The following is a 15,087-nucleotide window of genomic DNA, read 5'->3' on the forward strand; positions in this document are numbered from 1 at the left end:
TTTGTGACTGTCGGCAATCCAGTCGCGGAAAGAGGAAAAACTCAGCTGATGCTGTTCGCAATACTGTTTTCGGGTCAGGTTACTGTGGCGCCATTGGGCCACATGGTGTTGTTTTTGTTCCGGGGTATATCGGCTACGGCTCATGGTGTCAGTCTCCAGGTGAAGATAAGGAAGCAGTAGCGTGCAGGGGCCGGAGAGGAAGAACAAGGTGAGATGACCGGAGTATTACATTTCTTTGGGATTTTGTCTCATACACCGTAGAAACGCTGCTTGAATAAACTGTAGTGCAATAATGAGGTTAGGACTTCCATGAGTTTGTGTCGTAAATATTATTGCTAAACGAACCAAATTATAGAAAATGGGGCTTGTTCGTCACTTTTAATGAAATGTTTTCAACATTTTAATGACTAAGTGTATGCACATGACTTAATTGCCTGTGTTTTATCTCGCCGTAGTTGAGTTCAACCTTTCAATGTTTTCAATAGATTTTAAAAGTATCGAATGATTAAACCTTAATTTCGTCTGGACATTTCTCCTAAGCTGACTTAATGTCTCTGCTTCTGATAGGTTTGGCAATTTTCAAGTTCTTAGTCACTGTCGAGACTTGGTTCTTGCTGATTGTGGTGGTTCATTGCCTTTCAATCATTCGGTAATAAATACTCCTGATTAATAAAAAAACATTTCTTATATTTCCGTTCTAAAGGATGAGATTTTACGATGCATTGAATAAATGGGGGTTACGGTTTCACTATCAGACTAAGTTTAAAAAAATGTATCCTTATAGTGTATAAATATGTCATAACACTGCGTTTGTTATCCTAAACTTGACTAATTCTATATTGCATTGAAATATGAAGAAAAAACGCCCTATTTTACAAGATGTTGCTGATCGTGTTGGTGTAACTAAAATGACGGTAAGTCGTTTCTTACGTAATCCTGATCAAGTTTCTGAGCAATTGCGAGAAAAAATAGCGGATGCTTTAGATGAGTTAGGTTATATCCCAAATAAAGTGCCGGATATTCTTTCTAATTCTACTAGTCATGCTATTGGTATTTTATTGCCTTCTTTGACTAACCAAGTTTTTGCGGAGGTTATCCGTGGTATCGAATATGTGACGGACAATTATGGTTATCAAACTATGTTGGCTCATTATGGATATCGCTCAGAAAAGGAAGAAGAGCGTTTGATTTCTTTACTTTCCTATAATATTGATGGTTTGATTCTTTCAGAACGCACTCACACTCCACGAACTTTAAAAATGTTGGAAACGGCGGGTATCCCTGTCGTTGAGCTGATGGATTGCGTTTCTCCTTGTTTTGATACGGCGGTCGGTATTGACAACTTTGAAGCTGCTCGGCAAATGACAATGGCAATGATTGAGCGTGGTTGTCAGAGTGTGATTTATCTTGGTGCGAGACAAGATGAAAGGACAATTATTCGTCTGGAGGGTTATGAAGCTGCAATGGAAAGTGCGGGGTTAAAACCAGGTAAGATAATGACTCCAGACAGCTCTTCTTACACATTAGGGGGGCAGTTACTAAATGAAGCAAGAACAAAATATCCTGATGTTGATGGTCTATTTTGTACTAACGATGATCTCGCTATCGGAGCAATTTTCGAGTGCCAACGTCAAGGGATAGCTGTACCACATGATATTGCAATAGCTGGCTTTCATGGTCATGATGTTGGTCAGGCGATGACACCAAAACTTGCCAGTGTATTGACGTCTCGTGACTTAATGGGGCGGAGGGCTGCCGAATTATTAATGGCTCGGTTGAAAGGCGAACATTTACCGCAAAAAATGATTGATATAGGTTTTCAGTTATCTCCGGGGGAGAGTATCTAATCGGTTTGGTGGATTTGCATTTTTTTGAACTCATTTGTGATAAATATCACATTTATATTTCCTGAATATTCCGTGTTGTTGCGAATTTCATCTCTACTTCTGATAATGTTACCGATAACAGTTACCGGTAACATTTTGTAGATAAAATATCTACGTTAAGGAGTTTATATGGGTGATACCCAGCATTCGAATCATGTTTTTGTGCTTATGGGGGTATCCGGTAGTGGTAAATCTGCTGTTGCCAGTGCCGTGGCCTGTAAATTGGATTCTGCTTTTTTGGATGGTGATTTTTTACACCCAAGATCTAACATTAATAAGATGGCTAAAGGCTATGCACTGAATGATGAAGATCGTGAGCCTTGGTTGAGATTACTGAACCATGCAATTTTTGCTATGCAACGCACAAACTCGGTCTCCCTGATTGTTTGTTCTGCTTTAAAAAAGCATTACCGGGATATACTGCGTGATAATAATAAGAATCTGTCATTTCTTTATATGAAAGGCGACTTTGATTTAATTGAAATTCGATTGAAGGCACGTAAAGATCATTTTTTTAAACCTCAAATGTTGATATCTCAGTTTGAGGCATTAGAAGAGCCGGGGAGTGATGAACAGGATGTTTATCTGGTTGACATTAGATCATCTCTTGATGAAGTGATAAATCATTCGATAAGAATAATTAATAGTGTCATTTCAGGGGAAAAATAATGAGTACTTTAACTTTAGTGCTGACAGCTGTAGGTTCTGTTCTTTTACTATTGTTTCTGGTGATGAAGGCCAGAATACACGCTTTTATTGCGTTAATACTGGTTTCTATGGGAGCGGGTGTTTTTTCTGGTATGCCACTGGATAAAATTGCTGAAACAATGCAAGAAGGAATGGGAGGAACGTTAGGTTTCTTAGCTATTGTTGTCGCACTAGGGGCAATGTTTGGTAAAGTTCTGCATGAAACAGGAGCACTGGATCAAATTGCGGTTAAATTACTAAATAGTTTTGGTGAAAAGAATGCTCATTATTCATTGGGGATCGCTGGCCTGGTTTGTGCTTTGCCGCTGTTCTTTGATGTAGCGATTGTTTTATTGATTGGTGTGGCATTTGCAGTAGCGCGTCGTACTGGCGGTAATGTAGTCAAGCTGGTTATTCCTTTGTTTGCCGGTGTTGCAGCCTCCGCAGCGTTTTTGTTACCTGGTCCAGTACCGATGTTGTTGGCTTCACAAATGAATGCTGACTTTGGTTGGATGATCTTGATTGGTATCAGTGCCGCGATTCCTGGGATGTTACTAGCGGGGCCAATCTTCGGTAGTTTTATCAGTAAGTATGTCACTCTGGATTTACCCAACGATATAAGTGAGCCAAGTCTTGGTCAAGGTAAGATGCCATCTTTTGGTTTGAGTTTGTCACTGGTTCTGTTCCCTTTGGCTTTGGTTGGATTAAAGGCTATTGGTGAGAATTTTGTTGATCAAGGATCTAAGTTATATCAGTGGCTTGCATTTATCGGTCATCCATTTTCTGCGATTTTGGTTGCTTGTTTGATTGCTATTTATGGTTTGGCAATTCGCCGTGGGATGAGTAAAGAAAAAGTGATGGATATTTGCTCTTCTGCTATTCAACCGGCTGGAATTATTTTATTGGTGACTGGGGCTGGTGGTGTATTCAAACAAGTATTAGTGGATTCGGGTGTTGGTCCTGCTTTGGGAAATGCATTGATTGGTGCGGGCTTGCCTATTGCATTAGCGTGTTTCATCCTTGCTGGAACAGTACGTATTATTCAAGGTTCTGCAACCGTTGCTTGTTTGACAACTGTTGGTCTGATTTTGCCAGTTGTTGATTTTCTGGAATATTCTGGCGCCCAGCTTGCAGCTCTTTCAATCTGTATTGCGGGTGGTTCTTTGGTACTGAGCCATGTTAATGATTCAGGCTTTTGGTTATTTGGTAAATTTACTGGTGCAACAGAATCTCAGACACTGAAAACTTGGTCAATTATGGAAACTATTCTTGGAACAACAGGCGCGGTTGTTGGAATGGTTTTCTTTACTATGTTGTAATTTGTATGAATTCAGGGATTGTATTCGCAAAAACCGCCGTAAACCTTTGCCCAGTGCGGGCGGGGATATCAGGCGAAAAGCCCAGAGGGCTTTAGGGCTGGCGACTCCGACGTCTCCTGACTGAATGGATATCTGCCGGTAAAACAGGCTAAAATGAATGCACTTTTTTTCAATGAGCGCTGAATAGGTTAAGAGCGACCAAAGTCCGCATCTACCCCACCCCCGAACAGGCCGAGTATCTTAACGGCCAGTTCGGTGCGGTCCGTTTTGCGTACAACAAGGCGCTGCACATCAAAAAGCAGGCTTACAAACTTCACGGCGTGAATTTAAATCCGCGCAAAGACCTCAAACCGTTACTGGCGGTCGCGAAGCAATCCCGCAAGTATGCCTGGCTCAGGGCATATGATGCTATCGCGTTACAGCAGTCGGTGATCAATCTGCATACTGCGTTTGATAATTTCTTCAATCCGAAGTTGCGCGCCCAATTTCCCGCGTTCAAACGCAAATGGGGCAAGCAATCCAGCTATCACTGTGTTGGGGTGAAAGTGCTGGAGGGCGCAGTGAAGATCCCGAAATTGTCACCGATAGAAGCACGCATACACAGAGAGATTGAAGGGAAAGTGAAGAGCATTATGCTCTCTCGCACCGCCACGGGAAAATATTTCGCCGCTATCCTGTGTGACGATGGCAAAGAGGCGCCGGAAAAGCTGGGCGTTATTACCCGCGTGACCGGGTGTGATATGGGGTTATCCCACTATCTTATCCAGTCGACCGGAGAGAAGGTCAATAACCCGCGTCACCTTATCAACGCCGCCCGTAACCTGCGTCGTAAGTAGAAATCACTGTTCCGCAAACAACAGGGCAGCGCTAACCGCGGCAAGGCACGCTTACGTCTGGCGTCTGTCCATGAGCGGGTAGCCCATGCCCGCGCTATCGGGGATGCAGGCTGGCATGGCTTCATCAAGAAACTGGAATACAAAGCCGCAGCGTAAGCGGATCTAGCTATGCCCTTGCTGTTATGTCGAACATGACCGCGATATCAATGCGGCGCTCAACATCCAGCGCAAGGGCATAACAGAATTACAGGCGGCGGGACTCGTCGTTTCTGCCCACGGAAGCCAGCGTCAATCCGTCATAAAGACGGTGGCGGCCTGAGAAGTGGGAAGCCTCGCCGTTTTTTACGGCGGGGAGCAGTCACAAGGCGGCAAGATAAGTAAACTATCTGAAAATATTGGTGACATTAAAATAGTGTTCTTGCTAGCGGGTGACGGTGGCACCAGCGATCTTTATAGGTGAGAGAAGGTCTACCAATAGAATAGCGCATCGTTTTTTGATTCTGCTGACAGAGCGCTGAAGCATTTTGAATATTTAACCACATTAGAATACTGCCAACACTGAGATTGGAATATTCAGGATCGAGTCCGCCGTCTACTGCATCAAATGAAATCCACTGGGGACTGTCTGCTTTTATGACTAAATCATAGGCAACTGGGGCACCATTGATAGTTAATACATTTCCATATAAATGTTGTTTGAGTTCGGTATATAATTCAGTTAATTTTTCTTTCTCTTCTTCATTATGTGTTTTATATGTCCAGCGTTTTTCGTACAGTGTGGTGTAAATATCGATGAACTCTTGGCAGGTAAAATCGTTAATTTGATGTATTTCTCCACCAGAACGCTTAAATTTGTTAATTTCATTACTTCGATTTCTTTTTGTTTTATAAGAAAATTTTTCTTTAGCAAGACAGACTGTTCGTTTGTTTAACCGACCATAACAAACGTTGATAAAATTTTCTTTGTGCAGGAGCGATATGGTTTTAGATTTCCCTGGAATGATGGTTTTTAGATGTTTGGCGATAGGAAAGATAATTTCATCATAGGTGAAGAAGTGGTAATCTTTTTGGTGACTTGCTGCCAGATGATGATCTTTACATGTAAAGTATGCCCCTTCGATAACGTTTTCTATTTGTGGATTTTCTTTGACGTAAAAGATAAAACTATTGCCAAATTTTTCATTTAAGAAGCGTACAATATCTGGATGAGTCGATATTCCACCACCATAAAGAGAATACGCTTGTTGGTAACGTTCGAAACTACACTCTTTCCAGCCGGAGATGAGTCTTTTTATAGAGCTGAGCGGATACTTGTTTGGAAAAATCATATTTTAAATACTCTTTTTGACGCTATGTTTTACACATGTATAAACTTATTTTTCAACGTATTAAATACAACAAAAAAGCTAGTTTGTCTTTATTAAATGGGTTTCTTGTGAGCTCATACATATTGTAAACCTAAGATTATAAGTTTAATTTTTCTGCACTAAAAACAAGATAAGTATTTAGTACTATTCCCAATCAAGCTTTATTGTTGCTTATTGATCGAGAATATTTATTAATTGTTGATATAAAGCTTCAGCACTGCGCTCATAACCCGCGGCCGAAAGGTGAACATAATCAGGACGAGCAAGATCTTGTTGCGCCCAGCTCTTAATTGAGCATTTTCCACCCATATATTCACGCCAGTTCCAGAATAGTGTGTGCTGATCTTGAGCGACTTTTTGTTGAATATGGATGATATTATCCAACATTGTTGGTTGTTGTGTTGTACAACTTGTAAGTTGATTGTTTTTCAAAGAATCACCCGGCCCAATAATAAGGATAACTGCTTGTGGTAGCTGGTTACGAATCTGCTTTATCTTCGTTTCCAGTTGCTGGCGATAGCTTGATAAATTAAGCGAATGATTAAAAGCCTCATTTGTGCCATAAGCGAGGATCACCATATCAGGACGCATTTGAACTAATGTATCAATCCATTGTGGCTGCCACTTATCCATCATATTAATAGTTGCACCATTAATACCCAAGGCAGATAACATAATACCTGGTTGTGCGCGTTTGATAAACCAGCCGCCTAATTTTAACTGATTATTTTGTATCGCCATAATATTAACTGGGAATGTAACAGATTCTCCAGTAGAAAATTGCCAGTGACCGTGGGTTGCCGATAATTTCACGATTCGTTTGGTTGCAGATTGAACCAGAATCTGAGCATCCCCCGATGCTTGGTATAACGTCTTGAGTTGATAGCGATCATGGGATGGTGCAAACAGCTTTAGAATTAATTGACTTATTTGGCTATTGGGTTCTGCAATTGCACCGCCAAGAGGAAAATCAGGCCGATTATCTTTGCGGCTGGTAGTGAGTTTCCATTGCTGTGTATTACCGGTCATACTGACCATAGCGTTACGTTGGCCAGGTACATTAATTGGGCTAACAAAACCAATCCCTGCATCGCCAAAACGTTGTTGCAATAAAGAGCGAAGCTTGCCGGTAAAAAAATCAGCAGCGGTATGGGAATCGCCTATCTGAACAAAATGCAGTTGATTATGGTGACTGTTATGCAGTTTATTCGCCAGTAAGGCTAAATTTGGTTCACCGAAGTCTATTAGCTGTTGATTTTCTTTTGCCGGTTGTTGTGCTGGTGATCCTCCTGCAATTTCGTTGGCACAACGCTTACGTGAACTGCCCTTACGTGTAAACAGATTAAAAACAGGAACGCCACCACGTATTGACGCCAGAACTATTGATTTTAGTCAGTTAACACAACAACTAGGTGATAACCCAACACCAGTATTCTCTTTCCTTGGGAATGTGGAACAACACCCACAACAAATACCGTGTTATATCACTCATACTAATGAAAAAACTCACGATGTGATCCGCAATAATTTGGATCGTAGTCCAATGTACGCAGGGATCATTGAAGGGATCGGTCCACGCTACTGTCCTTCAATCGAAGATAAAGTCATGCGTTTTGCAGATCGTAACGCTCACCAGATCTTCCTCGAGCCTGAAGGACTGACCAGTAATGAAATCTATCCAAATGGTATCTCTACCAGCTTGCCATTTGACGTACAGATACAAATTGTTCACTCCATGAAAGGAATGGAAAATGCTCGCATTATTCGTCCTGGTTATGCAATAGAATACGATTTCTTCGATCCAAGAGATCTGAAACAAACACTAGAAAGTAAATTTATCCACGGTCTATTCTTTGCTGGGCAAATTAACGGTACCACGGGCTATGAAGAAGCTGCTGCTCAAGGACTCTTGGCTGGCCTTAACGCAGCTCGTTATGCTTCAGAAGAAGAAGGTTGGTTCCCTCGCCGTGATCAAGCTTATATTGGCGTTTTAGTTGACGATTTATGTACTTTAGGGACTAAAGAACCATACCGTATGTTTACTTCTCGAGCTGAGTATCGTCTGATGCTACGTGAAGATAATGCAGACCTGCGCTTAACAGAAAAAGGCCGTGAATTAGGGTTAGTAGATGATTCACGTTGGGAACATTATTGCCATAAAGTCGAAATGGTTGAACAAGAACGTCAGCGTTTACGTAATATTTGGATTCACCCTAATTCAAGTAATCTTGATGACATAAACAACATATTGAAAATGCCATTATCGAAAGAGGCTAATGGTGAAGATCTATTACGTCGACCTGAAATGAACTATGAACTTTTGACCTCGTTGCCCCTGTTTTCTCCGGGTCTTGAAGAACCACAAGCCGCTGATCAGGTTGAAATTCAGGTTAAATACGAGGGATATATTGCCCGCCAGCAAGAAGAAATCGAAAAACAGCTACGTAATGAAAACACATCATTACCGGTTGATCTCGATTACCGTCAAATCAGTGGTCTTTCTAATGAAGTTGTCGCTAAGCTCAATGATCATAAACCAAGTTCAATTGGTCAGGCTTCTCGTATTTCAGGGGTAACACCTGCTGCCATTTCAATTTTACTTGTGTGGTTGAAAAAACAAGGATTATTGCGCCGCAGTGCCTGAGAGGATTTTAATTGTGCTTCACAAACTAGAATTGCTGCTGACCAAAGCAGGAATAGAGCTGTCACTACAGCAGAAACAGCAGCTTGTAGCCTATGTTGACATGCTCAATAAGTGGAATAAAGCTTACAATCTCACATCAGTACGTGATCCGGAGCAAATGCTGGTACGTCATATCATGGACAGCATTGTTGTCAGTCCTTATTTGCAAGGTCATCGTTTTATCGATGTGGGAACAGGACCGGGATTGCCTGGTATCCCGTTAGCGATTATTCGTCCTGATTCTCACTTCACGTTACTGGATAGTTTAGGTAAAAGGGTGAGGTTTTTGCGCCAGGTTCAGCATGAACTTGATTTGGTAAATATCGAACCAGTACAAAGTAGAGTTGAAGCGTATTCTTCTGAGCCTCCTTTTGATGGCGTAGTAAGCCGTGCTTTTGCTTCGTTACAAGATATGGTCTCTTGGTGCAGTCATTTGCCAGAGCCTATTCACGGGCGCTTCTATGCCCTTAAAGGTGTGCTCCCAGAAGAAGACCTGACTATGTTGCCTTTTGGAATTTCCGTTGATTCGGTTATTAAATTAGATGTTCCTGAACTGGAAGGGCAACGTCATTTGGTTATCCTTAAATCAAACTGATTTTGTTATTTGTCAATAAAGTTATAAATAATTAGTGATGTTGAGCACAATTGTACTGTAATCAGCATCGTTAATTATGGTTTACCTCGTTTCAGCTTTAATTTACCGAGTTATTACACAAAAATAACGTTATCTTGATATTAAGATAGTTGAACCTTTTAAAATCAAATAAAGCATTTTTTCATCAGACTCACTTTTTTAAACTAGCCAGAAGTTAACTGGGTGATTTAAATCAATAATATAATCACTCTTTTATATGAAATTAAATTAACGAATTGATTTTATTATTAATTTGTTTTATTTTTATCACCTGTGAATGTTAAAGATAATTAACAAACGAAAAAATTATGTGACTTAAATCACATTTAAGTCCGAAATGTATGAAATTATTAAAAACAAGAGATCAGCACAATCATTAGCTTGCAATCTGGCGCCAAAATAAAAAATTTAAATAATTGTTCACCTTTTCGCTACTTATGGATTGAATTCATTTTGGCGGCCCGTATAATTTGCACGTTTTTGTCACTTGACACTCTTAAGCAAAGGCAGTTTTATACAACATTTAGCAAAACCTGATATGCAAGACGTGCAAGGGGAGAAAACAAAAGTCATGTCTGTATCCCTTTACAGCGGTAAAATTGCACTGAAGCTGCTTTTTTTGCAGTTAATGACTTTTGTTGTTCTCAGTGTGGCTTTTTGTACCAAAAGTATAGAATGGGGCGCTTCTGCTTTTGCTGGTGGGTTAGCATGTTGGTTACCTAATGCCATATTCATGCTGTTTGCCAGTTTTCAAAAAGCAAAAGAAGAAGAGGTTCCTGTACGTATTGCATGGTCTTTCGCTGTTGGCGAAGGGTTGAAAGTTATTATTACAATAGCTGTGCTGGTTGTTGCTTTAGGCGTGTTTAAAGCGGCGTTTGCACCACTAGGTTTAACTTATTTAGCGGTGCTGATTGTGCAAATCATCGCACCTGCTGTGATAAACGGTTAGGTTTTCAACAATAAAAGGGTAAGAGGCATCATGTCTGCATCAGGAGAAGTTTCAACTGCAAGGGACTACATAGGCCACCACCTGAATAACCTTCAGTTGGACCTACGTACCTTTGAGTTGGTCGATCCCAACTCTGGTGGTTCTGCAACGTTCTGGACGTTGAACATTGACTCGCTTTTTTTCTCAGTCGTATTAGGGATTTTATTTCTGTATGTATTCAGAAAGGTTGCGGTTAATGCCACCAGTGGCGTACCTGGCAAACTTCAGACTGCTATAGAATTGATCATGGGTTTTGTTGATAACAGCGTTCGTGATATGTATCACGGAAAGAGCAAAGTTATTGCCCCTTTGGCACTGACAGTGTTCGTTTGGGTGTTATTAATGAACGTGATGGACTTATTGCCAATCGATTTTCTCCCTTATATCGGTGAACATGTCTTTGGTTTACCGGCTCTGCGTGTCGTGCCAACAGCAGATGTCAGTATTACCTTGTCGATGGCTATTGGTGTCTTTGTCCTCATCCTCTACTACAGCATTAAGATGAAAGGGATTGGTGGTTTTACAAAGGAGCTGACTTTACAGCCTTTTAATCATCCACTGTTTATTCCAATTAACTTAATTCTGGAAGGAGTTAGCCTGCTTTCAAAACCGGTATCACTCGGTCTGCGACTGTTTGGTAACATGTATGCGGGTGAATTGATCTTTATTCTTATAGCTGGTCTGTTACCGTGGTGGTCGCAGTGGTTACTCAGCCTGCCTTGGGCTATTTTCCACATACTGATTATTACGTTACAAGCCTTTATTTTCATGGTTCTGACGATTGTTTATCTGTCGATGGCGTCTGAAGAACATTAATTTTTTACCACAATAACTAACTGTGTTTTAACTGAAACAAACTGGAGACTGTCATGGAAAACCTGAATATGGATCTGCTGTACATGGCTGCCGCTGTAATGATGGGTCTAGCGGCAATCGGTGCTGCGATCGGTATCGGCATCCTCGGAGGTAAATTTTTGGAAGGCGCTGCTCGTCAGCCGGATTTAATCCCTCTGCTGCGTACACAGTTCTTTATCGTTATGGGTCTGGTTGACGCCATCCCAATGATTGCTGTGGGCCTTGGCTTGTACGTAATGTTTGCTGTCGCGTAGTTTGTAGAAATAATCTGAAACTACGTCAACTCATTAATTTTAAAAGAGGTATTGTGCTGTGAATATTAATGCAACAATCCTCGGCCAGGCCATTGCGTTTGTCTTGTTTGTTATGTTTTGTATGAAGTTCGTATGGCCACCGATCATGGCGGCCATAGAAAAACGTCAAAAAGAAATTGCTGACGGTTTATCTTCTGCAGAACGTGCCAAAAAGGACCTGGACTTAGCGCAAGCCAATGCGACCGACCAAATGAAGAAAGCGAAAGCGGAAGCTCAGGTCATCATTGAACAGGCTAATAAACAAAAAGCCCAGATCCTTGATGATGCAAAAGCGGAAGCTGAGCAGGAACGTAACAGAATCGTAACGCAAGCTCAGGCAGAAATTGATGCCGAACGTAAGCGTGCTCGGGAAGAGTTGCGTAAGCAGGTCGCTATGTTGGCTATCGCAGGTGCCGAGAAAATCATCGAACGTTCCGTGGATGAAGCTGCTAATAGCGACATCGTTGATAAACTGGTCGCTGAACTGTAAGGAGGGAGGGGCATGTCTGAATTCGCTACTGTAGCTCGCCCCTACGCCAAAGCAGCTTTTGACTTTGCTGTGGAAAAACAATCGCTTGAACAATGGCAGAATATGCTGGCGTTCACGGCTGAAGTGACTCGTAATGAGCAAGTTGGCGAGCTGCTTTCCGGTTCATTGGCATCGGAAACATTAGCTAATACCTTTATCGCAATTTGCGGTGAACAGGTCGATGAACATGCTCAGAACTTTATTCGTGTTATGGCAGAGAATGGTCGCTTATTGGCGTTACCAGAAGTTTTGCAGCAATTTATTCAATTGCGTGCATCACTTGAATCAACCGTTGATGTTGAAGTAATTTCTGCCGCCGAACTGAGAGAACAACAGCTGGCTAAAATTTCTGTAGCGATGGAAAAACGTCTGTCACGCAAAGTTAAGCTGAATTGCAAAATTGATAAGTCTGTTATTGCTGGTGTGGTTGTCCGCGCAGGTGATTTGGTGATCGATGGTAGTATTCGTGGCCGTTTAGATCGCTTAACAGACGTCTTGCAGTCTTAAGGGGACTGGAGCATATGCAACTGAATTCCACCGAAATCAGCGAACTGATCAAGCAGCGCATTGCTCAGTTCAATGTAGTGAGTGAAGCTCACAATGAAGGTACGATTGTATCCGTTAACGACGGTATCATTCGTATTCACGGTTTAGCCGAAGTTATGCAGGGTGAGATGATCGCACTGCCTGGCAATCGTTATGCAATCGCATTGAACTTGGAGCGTGACTCCGTAGGTGCGGTTGTGATGGGGCCGTATGCTGACTTAGCAGAAGGCATGAAGGTTAAGTGTACTGGCCGTATTCTTGAAGTACCTGTTGGTCGTGGCCTGCTTGGTCGTGTAGTAAACACGCTGGGTGAGCCAATTGATGGTAAAGGCCCTGTTGAGCATGATGGTTTCTCTGCTGTTGAAATGATCGCTCCAGGTGTTATCGACCGTCAATCTGTTGATCAGCCGGTACAAACTGGTTATAAATCCGTTGACGCAATGATCCCTATCGGTCGTGGTCAACGTGAACTGATTATCGGTGACCGTCAGACGGGTAAAACAGCACTGGCTATTGACGCAATCATTAACCAACGTGACTCAGGCATAAAATGTGTCTATGTTGCAGTTGGTCAGAAAGCTTCTACTATTGCGAACGTTGTTCGTAAATTAGAGGAACATGGTGCTCTTGCCAATACTATTGTGGTTGTTGCGACTGCTTCAGAATCTGCGGCATTACAATACCTGGCGCCATATTCGGGTTGTGCAATGGGCGAATACTTCCGTGATCGCGGTGAAGATGCGCTGATTGTTTACGATGATTTGTCTAAGCAAGCTGTAGCTTATCGTCAAATTTCTCTGTTGCTCCGTCGTCCGCCAGGACGTGAAGCATTCCCAGGTGACGTTTTCTATCTGCACTCTCGTTTGCTGGAACGTGCGGCACGTGTTAACGCTGAATATGTGGAAAAATTCACCAATGGTGAAGTGAAAGGTAAAACCGGTTCTCTGACGGCCCTGCCTATCATTGAAACTCAGGCAGGCGACGTATCAGCATTCGTACCGACAAACGTTATTTCAATTACTGATGGTCAGATTTTCTTGGAATCTAGTTTGTTCAATGCGGGTATTCGTCCAGCAGTTAACCCAGGGATTTCCGTATCCCGTGTGGGTGGTGCTGCTCAGACTAAAATCGTTAAGAAATTGTCTGGGGGCATTCGTACTGCTCTGGCTCAATATCGCGAACTGGCAGCATTTTCTCAGTTTGCTTCTGACCTTGATGATGCAACCCGTAAGCAGTTGGATCATGGTCAAAAAGTAACTGAATTGCTGAAACAGAAACAATATGCCCCAATGTCTGTTGCACAGCAGTCGTTGTCTCTGTTTTCTGCGGAACGTGGTTATCTGGAAGATATCGAAATTGCTAAGGTTATTGATTTCGAATCTGCGTTGCTTGCATATGCCAACCGTGAACATGCTGATCTTCTAAAAGAGATTGACCAGTCTGGTGGTTACAATGAAGAGATCGAAGCAAAGCTAAAAGCTCTGCTGGATTCCTTCAAGGCAACTCAGTCCTGGTAACACTATTCGGCCCGGTTTAATTAAACATGGGCCGTCTGGTTAATGAGGAGAATCAGGAATGGCCGGCGCAAAAGAGATACGTACCAAGATCGCCAGCGTGCAAAACACGCAAAAAATCACTAAAGCGATGGAGATGGTTGCTGCGTCCAAAATGCGTAAAACGCAGGATCGCATGGCGGCCAGCCGTCCTTATGCAGAAACCATACGCAATGTGATTGGTCACCTTGCGTTAGGTAATCTGGAATATAAACATCCATACCTTGAAGAGCGTGAAACCAAACGTGTTGGGTATCTGGTTGTTTCTACCGATCGTGGCTTGTGCGGTGGTTTGAACACTAATCTGTTCAAAAAACTGCTTTCAGAAATGAAAGACTGGTCTGATAAAGGTGTCCAGTGTGATCTGGCGCTTATCGGCTCTAAGGCTACCTCTTTCTTTGCTTCTGTTGGGGGCAACGTTGTTGCTCAGGTAACAGGCATGGGAGATAACCCTTCACTATCCGAATTGATCGGGCCAGTGAATATCATGCTGCGGGCATACGATGAGGGGCGTCTGGATAAATTGTATGTGGTGACAAACAAGTTCATCAATACAATGTCCCAGGAACCGACTATTACTCAGTTATTGCCTCTGCCTGCCGGAGATGATGAGACACTGAAGAAGAAATCCTGGGATTATTTATACGAACCTGATCCTAAGGCGTTGCTAGATATACTGCTGCGTCGTTATGTAGAATCGCAGGTTTATCAGGGCGTCGTTGAAAACCTGGCTAGTGAACAGGCCGCACGAATGGTGGCGATGAAAGCCGCAACTGATAATGGTGGCAGCCTGATCAAAGAGTTGCAGTTGGTTTATAACAAAGCTCGTCAGGCCAGCATAACTCAGGAGCTGACCGAAATTGTTTCGGGTGCTTCCGCGGTTTAACAGCTAGGTTTATGAATTACGTAGA

The 15,087-nt window shown here is 42.3% G+C and carries 14 protein-coding genes and 2 pseudogenes; 13 read left to right on the forward strand and 3 right to left on the reverse strand.

The annotated features are described in order from the left end of the window. A partial coding sequence (tnpA, locus tag C6H66_RS27410; RefSeq protein WP_146111026.1) for an IS66 family insertion sequence element accessory protein TnpA occupies positions 1-144 on the reverse strand: 144 nt, incomplete at its 3' end. Positions 145-851: 707 nt separating this feature from the next. On the opposite strand from tnpA, the gene gntR reads away from it, so the two are divergent. From gntR to C6H66_RS06420, 4 genes and pseudogenes are all read left to right on the forward strand, one after another. Then, a complete protein-coding gene (gntR, locus tag C6H66_RS06405) occupies positions 852-1,847 on the forward strand; it encodes a gluconate operon transcriptional repressor GntR (protein ID WP_046396050.1) in 996 nt (331 codons plus the stop codon). A 168-nt stretch (positions 1,848-2,015) separates the two neighbouring features. Next, positions 2,016-2,555, forward strand: coding sequence for a gluconokinase (gene gntK / locus C6H66_RS06410; protein ID WP_105395134.1), 540 nt, complete (start codon positions 2,016-2,018; stop codon positions 2,553-2,555). Further along, a complete protein-coding gene (gene gntU, locus C6H66_RS06415) occupies positions 2,555-3,892 on the forward strand; it encodes a gluconate transporter (RefSeq protein ID WP_105395135.1) in 1,338 nt (445 codons plus the stop codon). The genes gntK and gntU overlap by 1 nt, the downstream gene beginning before the upstream one ends. Positions 3,893-4,071: 179 nt before the next feature. Continuing rightward, positions 4,072-5,047, forward strand: a pseudogene (locus tag C6H66_RS06420) (RNA-guided endonuclease InsQ/TnpB family protein). Between the two features lie 85 nt (positions 5,048-5,132). Here the strand turns inward: C6H66_RS06420 and C6H66_RS06425 are convergent. Next, positions 5,133-6,056, reverse strand: coding sequence for a GNAT family N-acetyltransferase (locus tag C6H66_RS06425; protein WP_105395136.1), 924 nt, complete (start codon positions 6,054-6,056; stop codon positions 5,133-5,135). Between the two features lie 210 nt (positions 6,057-6,266). After that, positions 6,267-7,205 carry an SGNH/GDSL hydrolase family protein gene (locus C6H66_RS06430; RefSeq protein WP_248000621.1) on the reverse strand — a complete coding sequence of 313 codons (939 nt, stop codon included), beginning with the start codon at positions 7,203-7,205 and terminating at the stop codon, positions 6,267-6,269. A 157-nt stretch (positions 7,206-7,362) separates the two neighbouring features. On the opposite strand from C6H66_RS06430, the pseudogene mnmG reads away from it, so the two are divergent. From mnmG to atpG, 9 genes and pseudogenes are all read left to right on the forward strand, one after another. Next, positions 7,363-8,739 (forward strand): annotated as a pseudogene (gene mnmG / locus C6H66_RS06435) (tRNA uridine-5-carboxymethylaminomethyl(34) synthesis enzyme MnmG); the annotation flags it as partial. Between the two features lie 13 nt (positions 8,740-8,752). Beyond that, positions 8,753-9,373: a 16S rRNA (guanine(527)-N(7))-methyltransferase RsmG gene (gene rsmG, locus C6H66_RS06440; RefSeq protein ID WP_046396705.1), complete on the forward strand. Its 621-nt coding sequence runs from the start codon at positions 8,753-8,755 to the stop codon at positions 9,371-9,373. Positions 9,374-9,983: 610 nt separating this feature from the next. Continuing rightward, positions 9,984-10,361: a F0F1 ATP synthase subunit I gene (gene atpI / locus C6H66_RS06445; protein ID WP_036814862.1), complete on the forward strand. Its 378-nt coding sequence runs from the start codon at positions 9,984-9,986 to the stop codon at positions 10,359-10,361. Positions 10,362-10,391: 30 nt separating this feature from the next. Beyond that, on the forward strand, positions 10,392-11,216 hold the full coding sequence (atpB, locus tag C6H66_RS06450) for a F0F1 ATP synthase subunit A (RefSeq protein ID WP_036782030.1): 825 nt from the start codon (positions 10,392-10,394) through the stop codon (positions 11,214-11,216). 53 nt (positions 11,217-11,269) lie between these two features. After that, complete coding sequence (atpE, locus tag C6H66_RS06455; protein ID WP_000429386.1) at positions 11,270-11,509, forward strand: F0F1 ATP synthase subunit C; 240 nt, start codon at positions 11,270-11,272, stop codon at positions 11,507-11,509. Between the two features lie 58 nt (positions 11,510-11,567). Next, complete coding sequence (atpF, locus tag C6H66_RS06460; protein ID WP_036782028.1) at positions 11,568-12,038, forward strand: F0F1 ATP synthase subunit B; 471 nt, start codon at positions 11,568-11,570, stop codon at positions 12,036-12,038. 12 nt (positions 12,039-12,050) lie between these two features. Further along, positions 12,051-12,584, forward strand: a complete 534-nt coding sequence (gene atpH / locus C6H66_RS06465) for a F0F1 ATP synthase subunit delta (protein WP_046396704.1) — start codon at positions 12,051-12,053, stop codon at positions 12,582-12,584. Positions 12,585-12,598: 14 nt separating this feature from the next. Beyond that, positions 12,599-14,140 carry a F0F1 ATP synthase subunit alpha gene (atpA, locus tag C6H66_RS06470; RefSeq protein WP_036814820.1) on the forward strand — a complete coding sequence of 514 codons (1,542 nt, stop codon included), beginning with the start codon at positions 12,599-12,601 and terminating at the stop codon, positions 14,138-14,140. A gap of 58 nt (positions 14,141-14,198) precedes the next feature. Further along, positions 14,199-15,062 (forward strand): F0F1 ATP synthase subunit gamma, encoded by an 864-nt coding sequence (gene atpG, locus C6H66_RS06475; protein ID WP_036814819.1) that lies wholly within the window; start codon positions 14,199-14,201, stop codon positions 15,060-15,062. Positions 15,063-15,087: the final 25 nt, after the last annotated feature.

The sequence above is a fragment of the Photorhabdus hindustanensis genome, from assembly GCF_002968995.1.
GTDB lineage: Bacteria > Pseudomonadota > Gammaproteobacteria > Enterobacterales > Enterobacteriaceae > Photorhabdus > Photorhabdus akhurstii.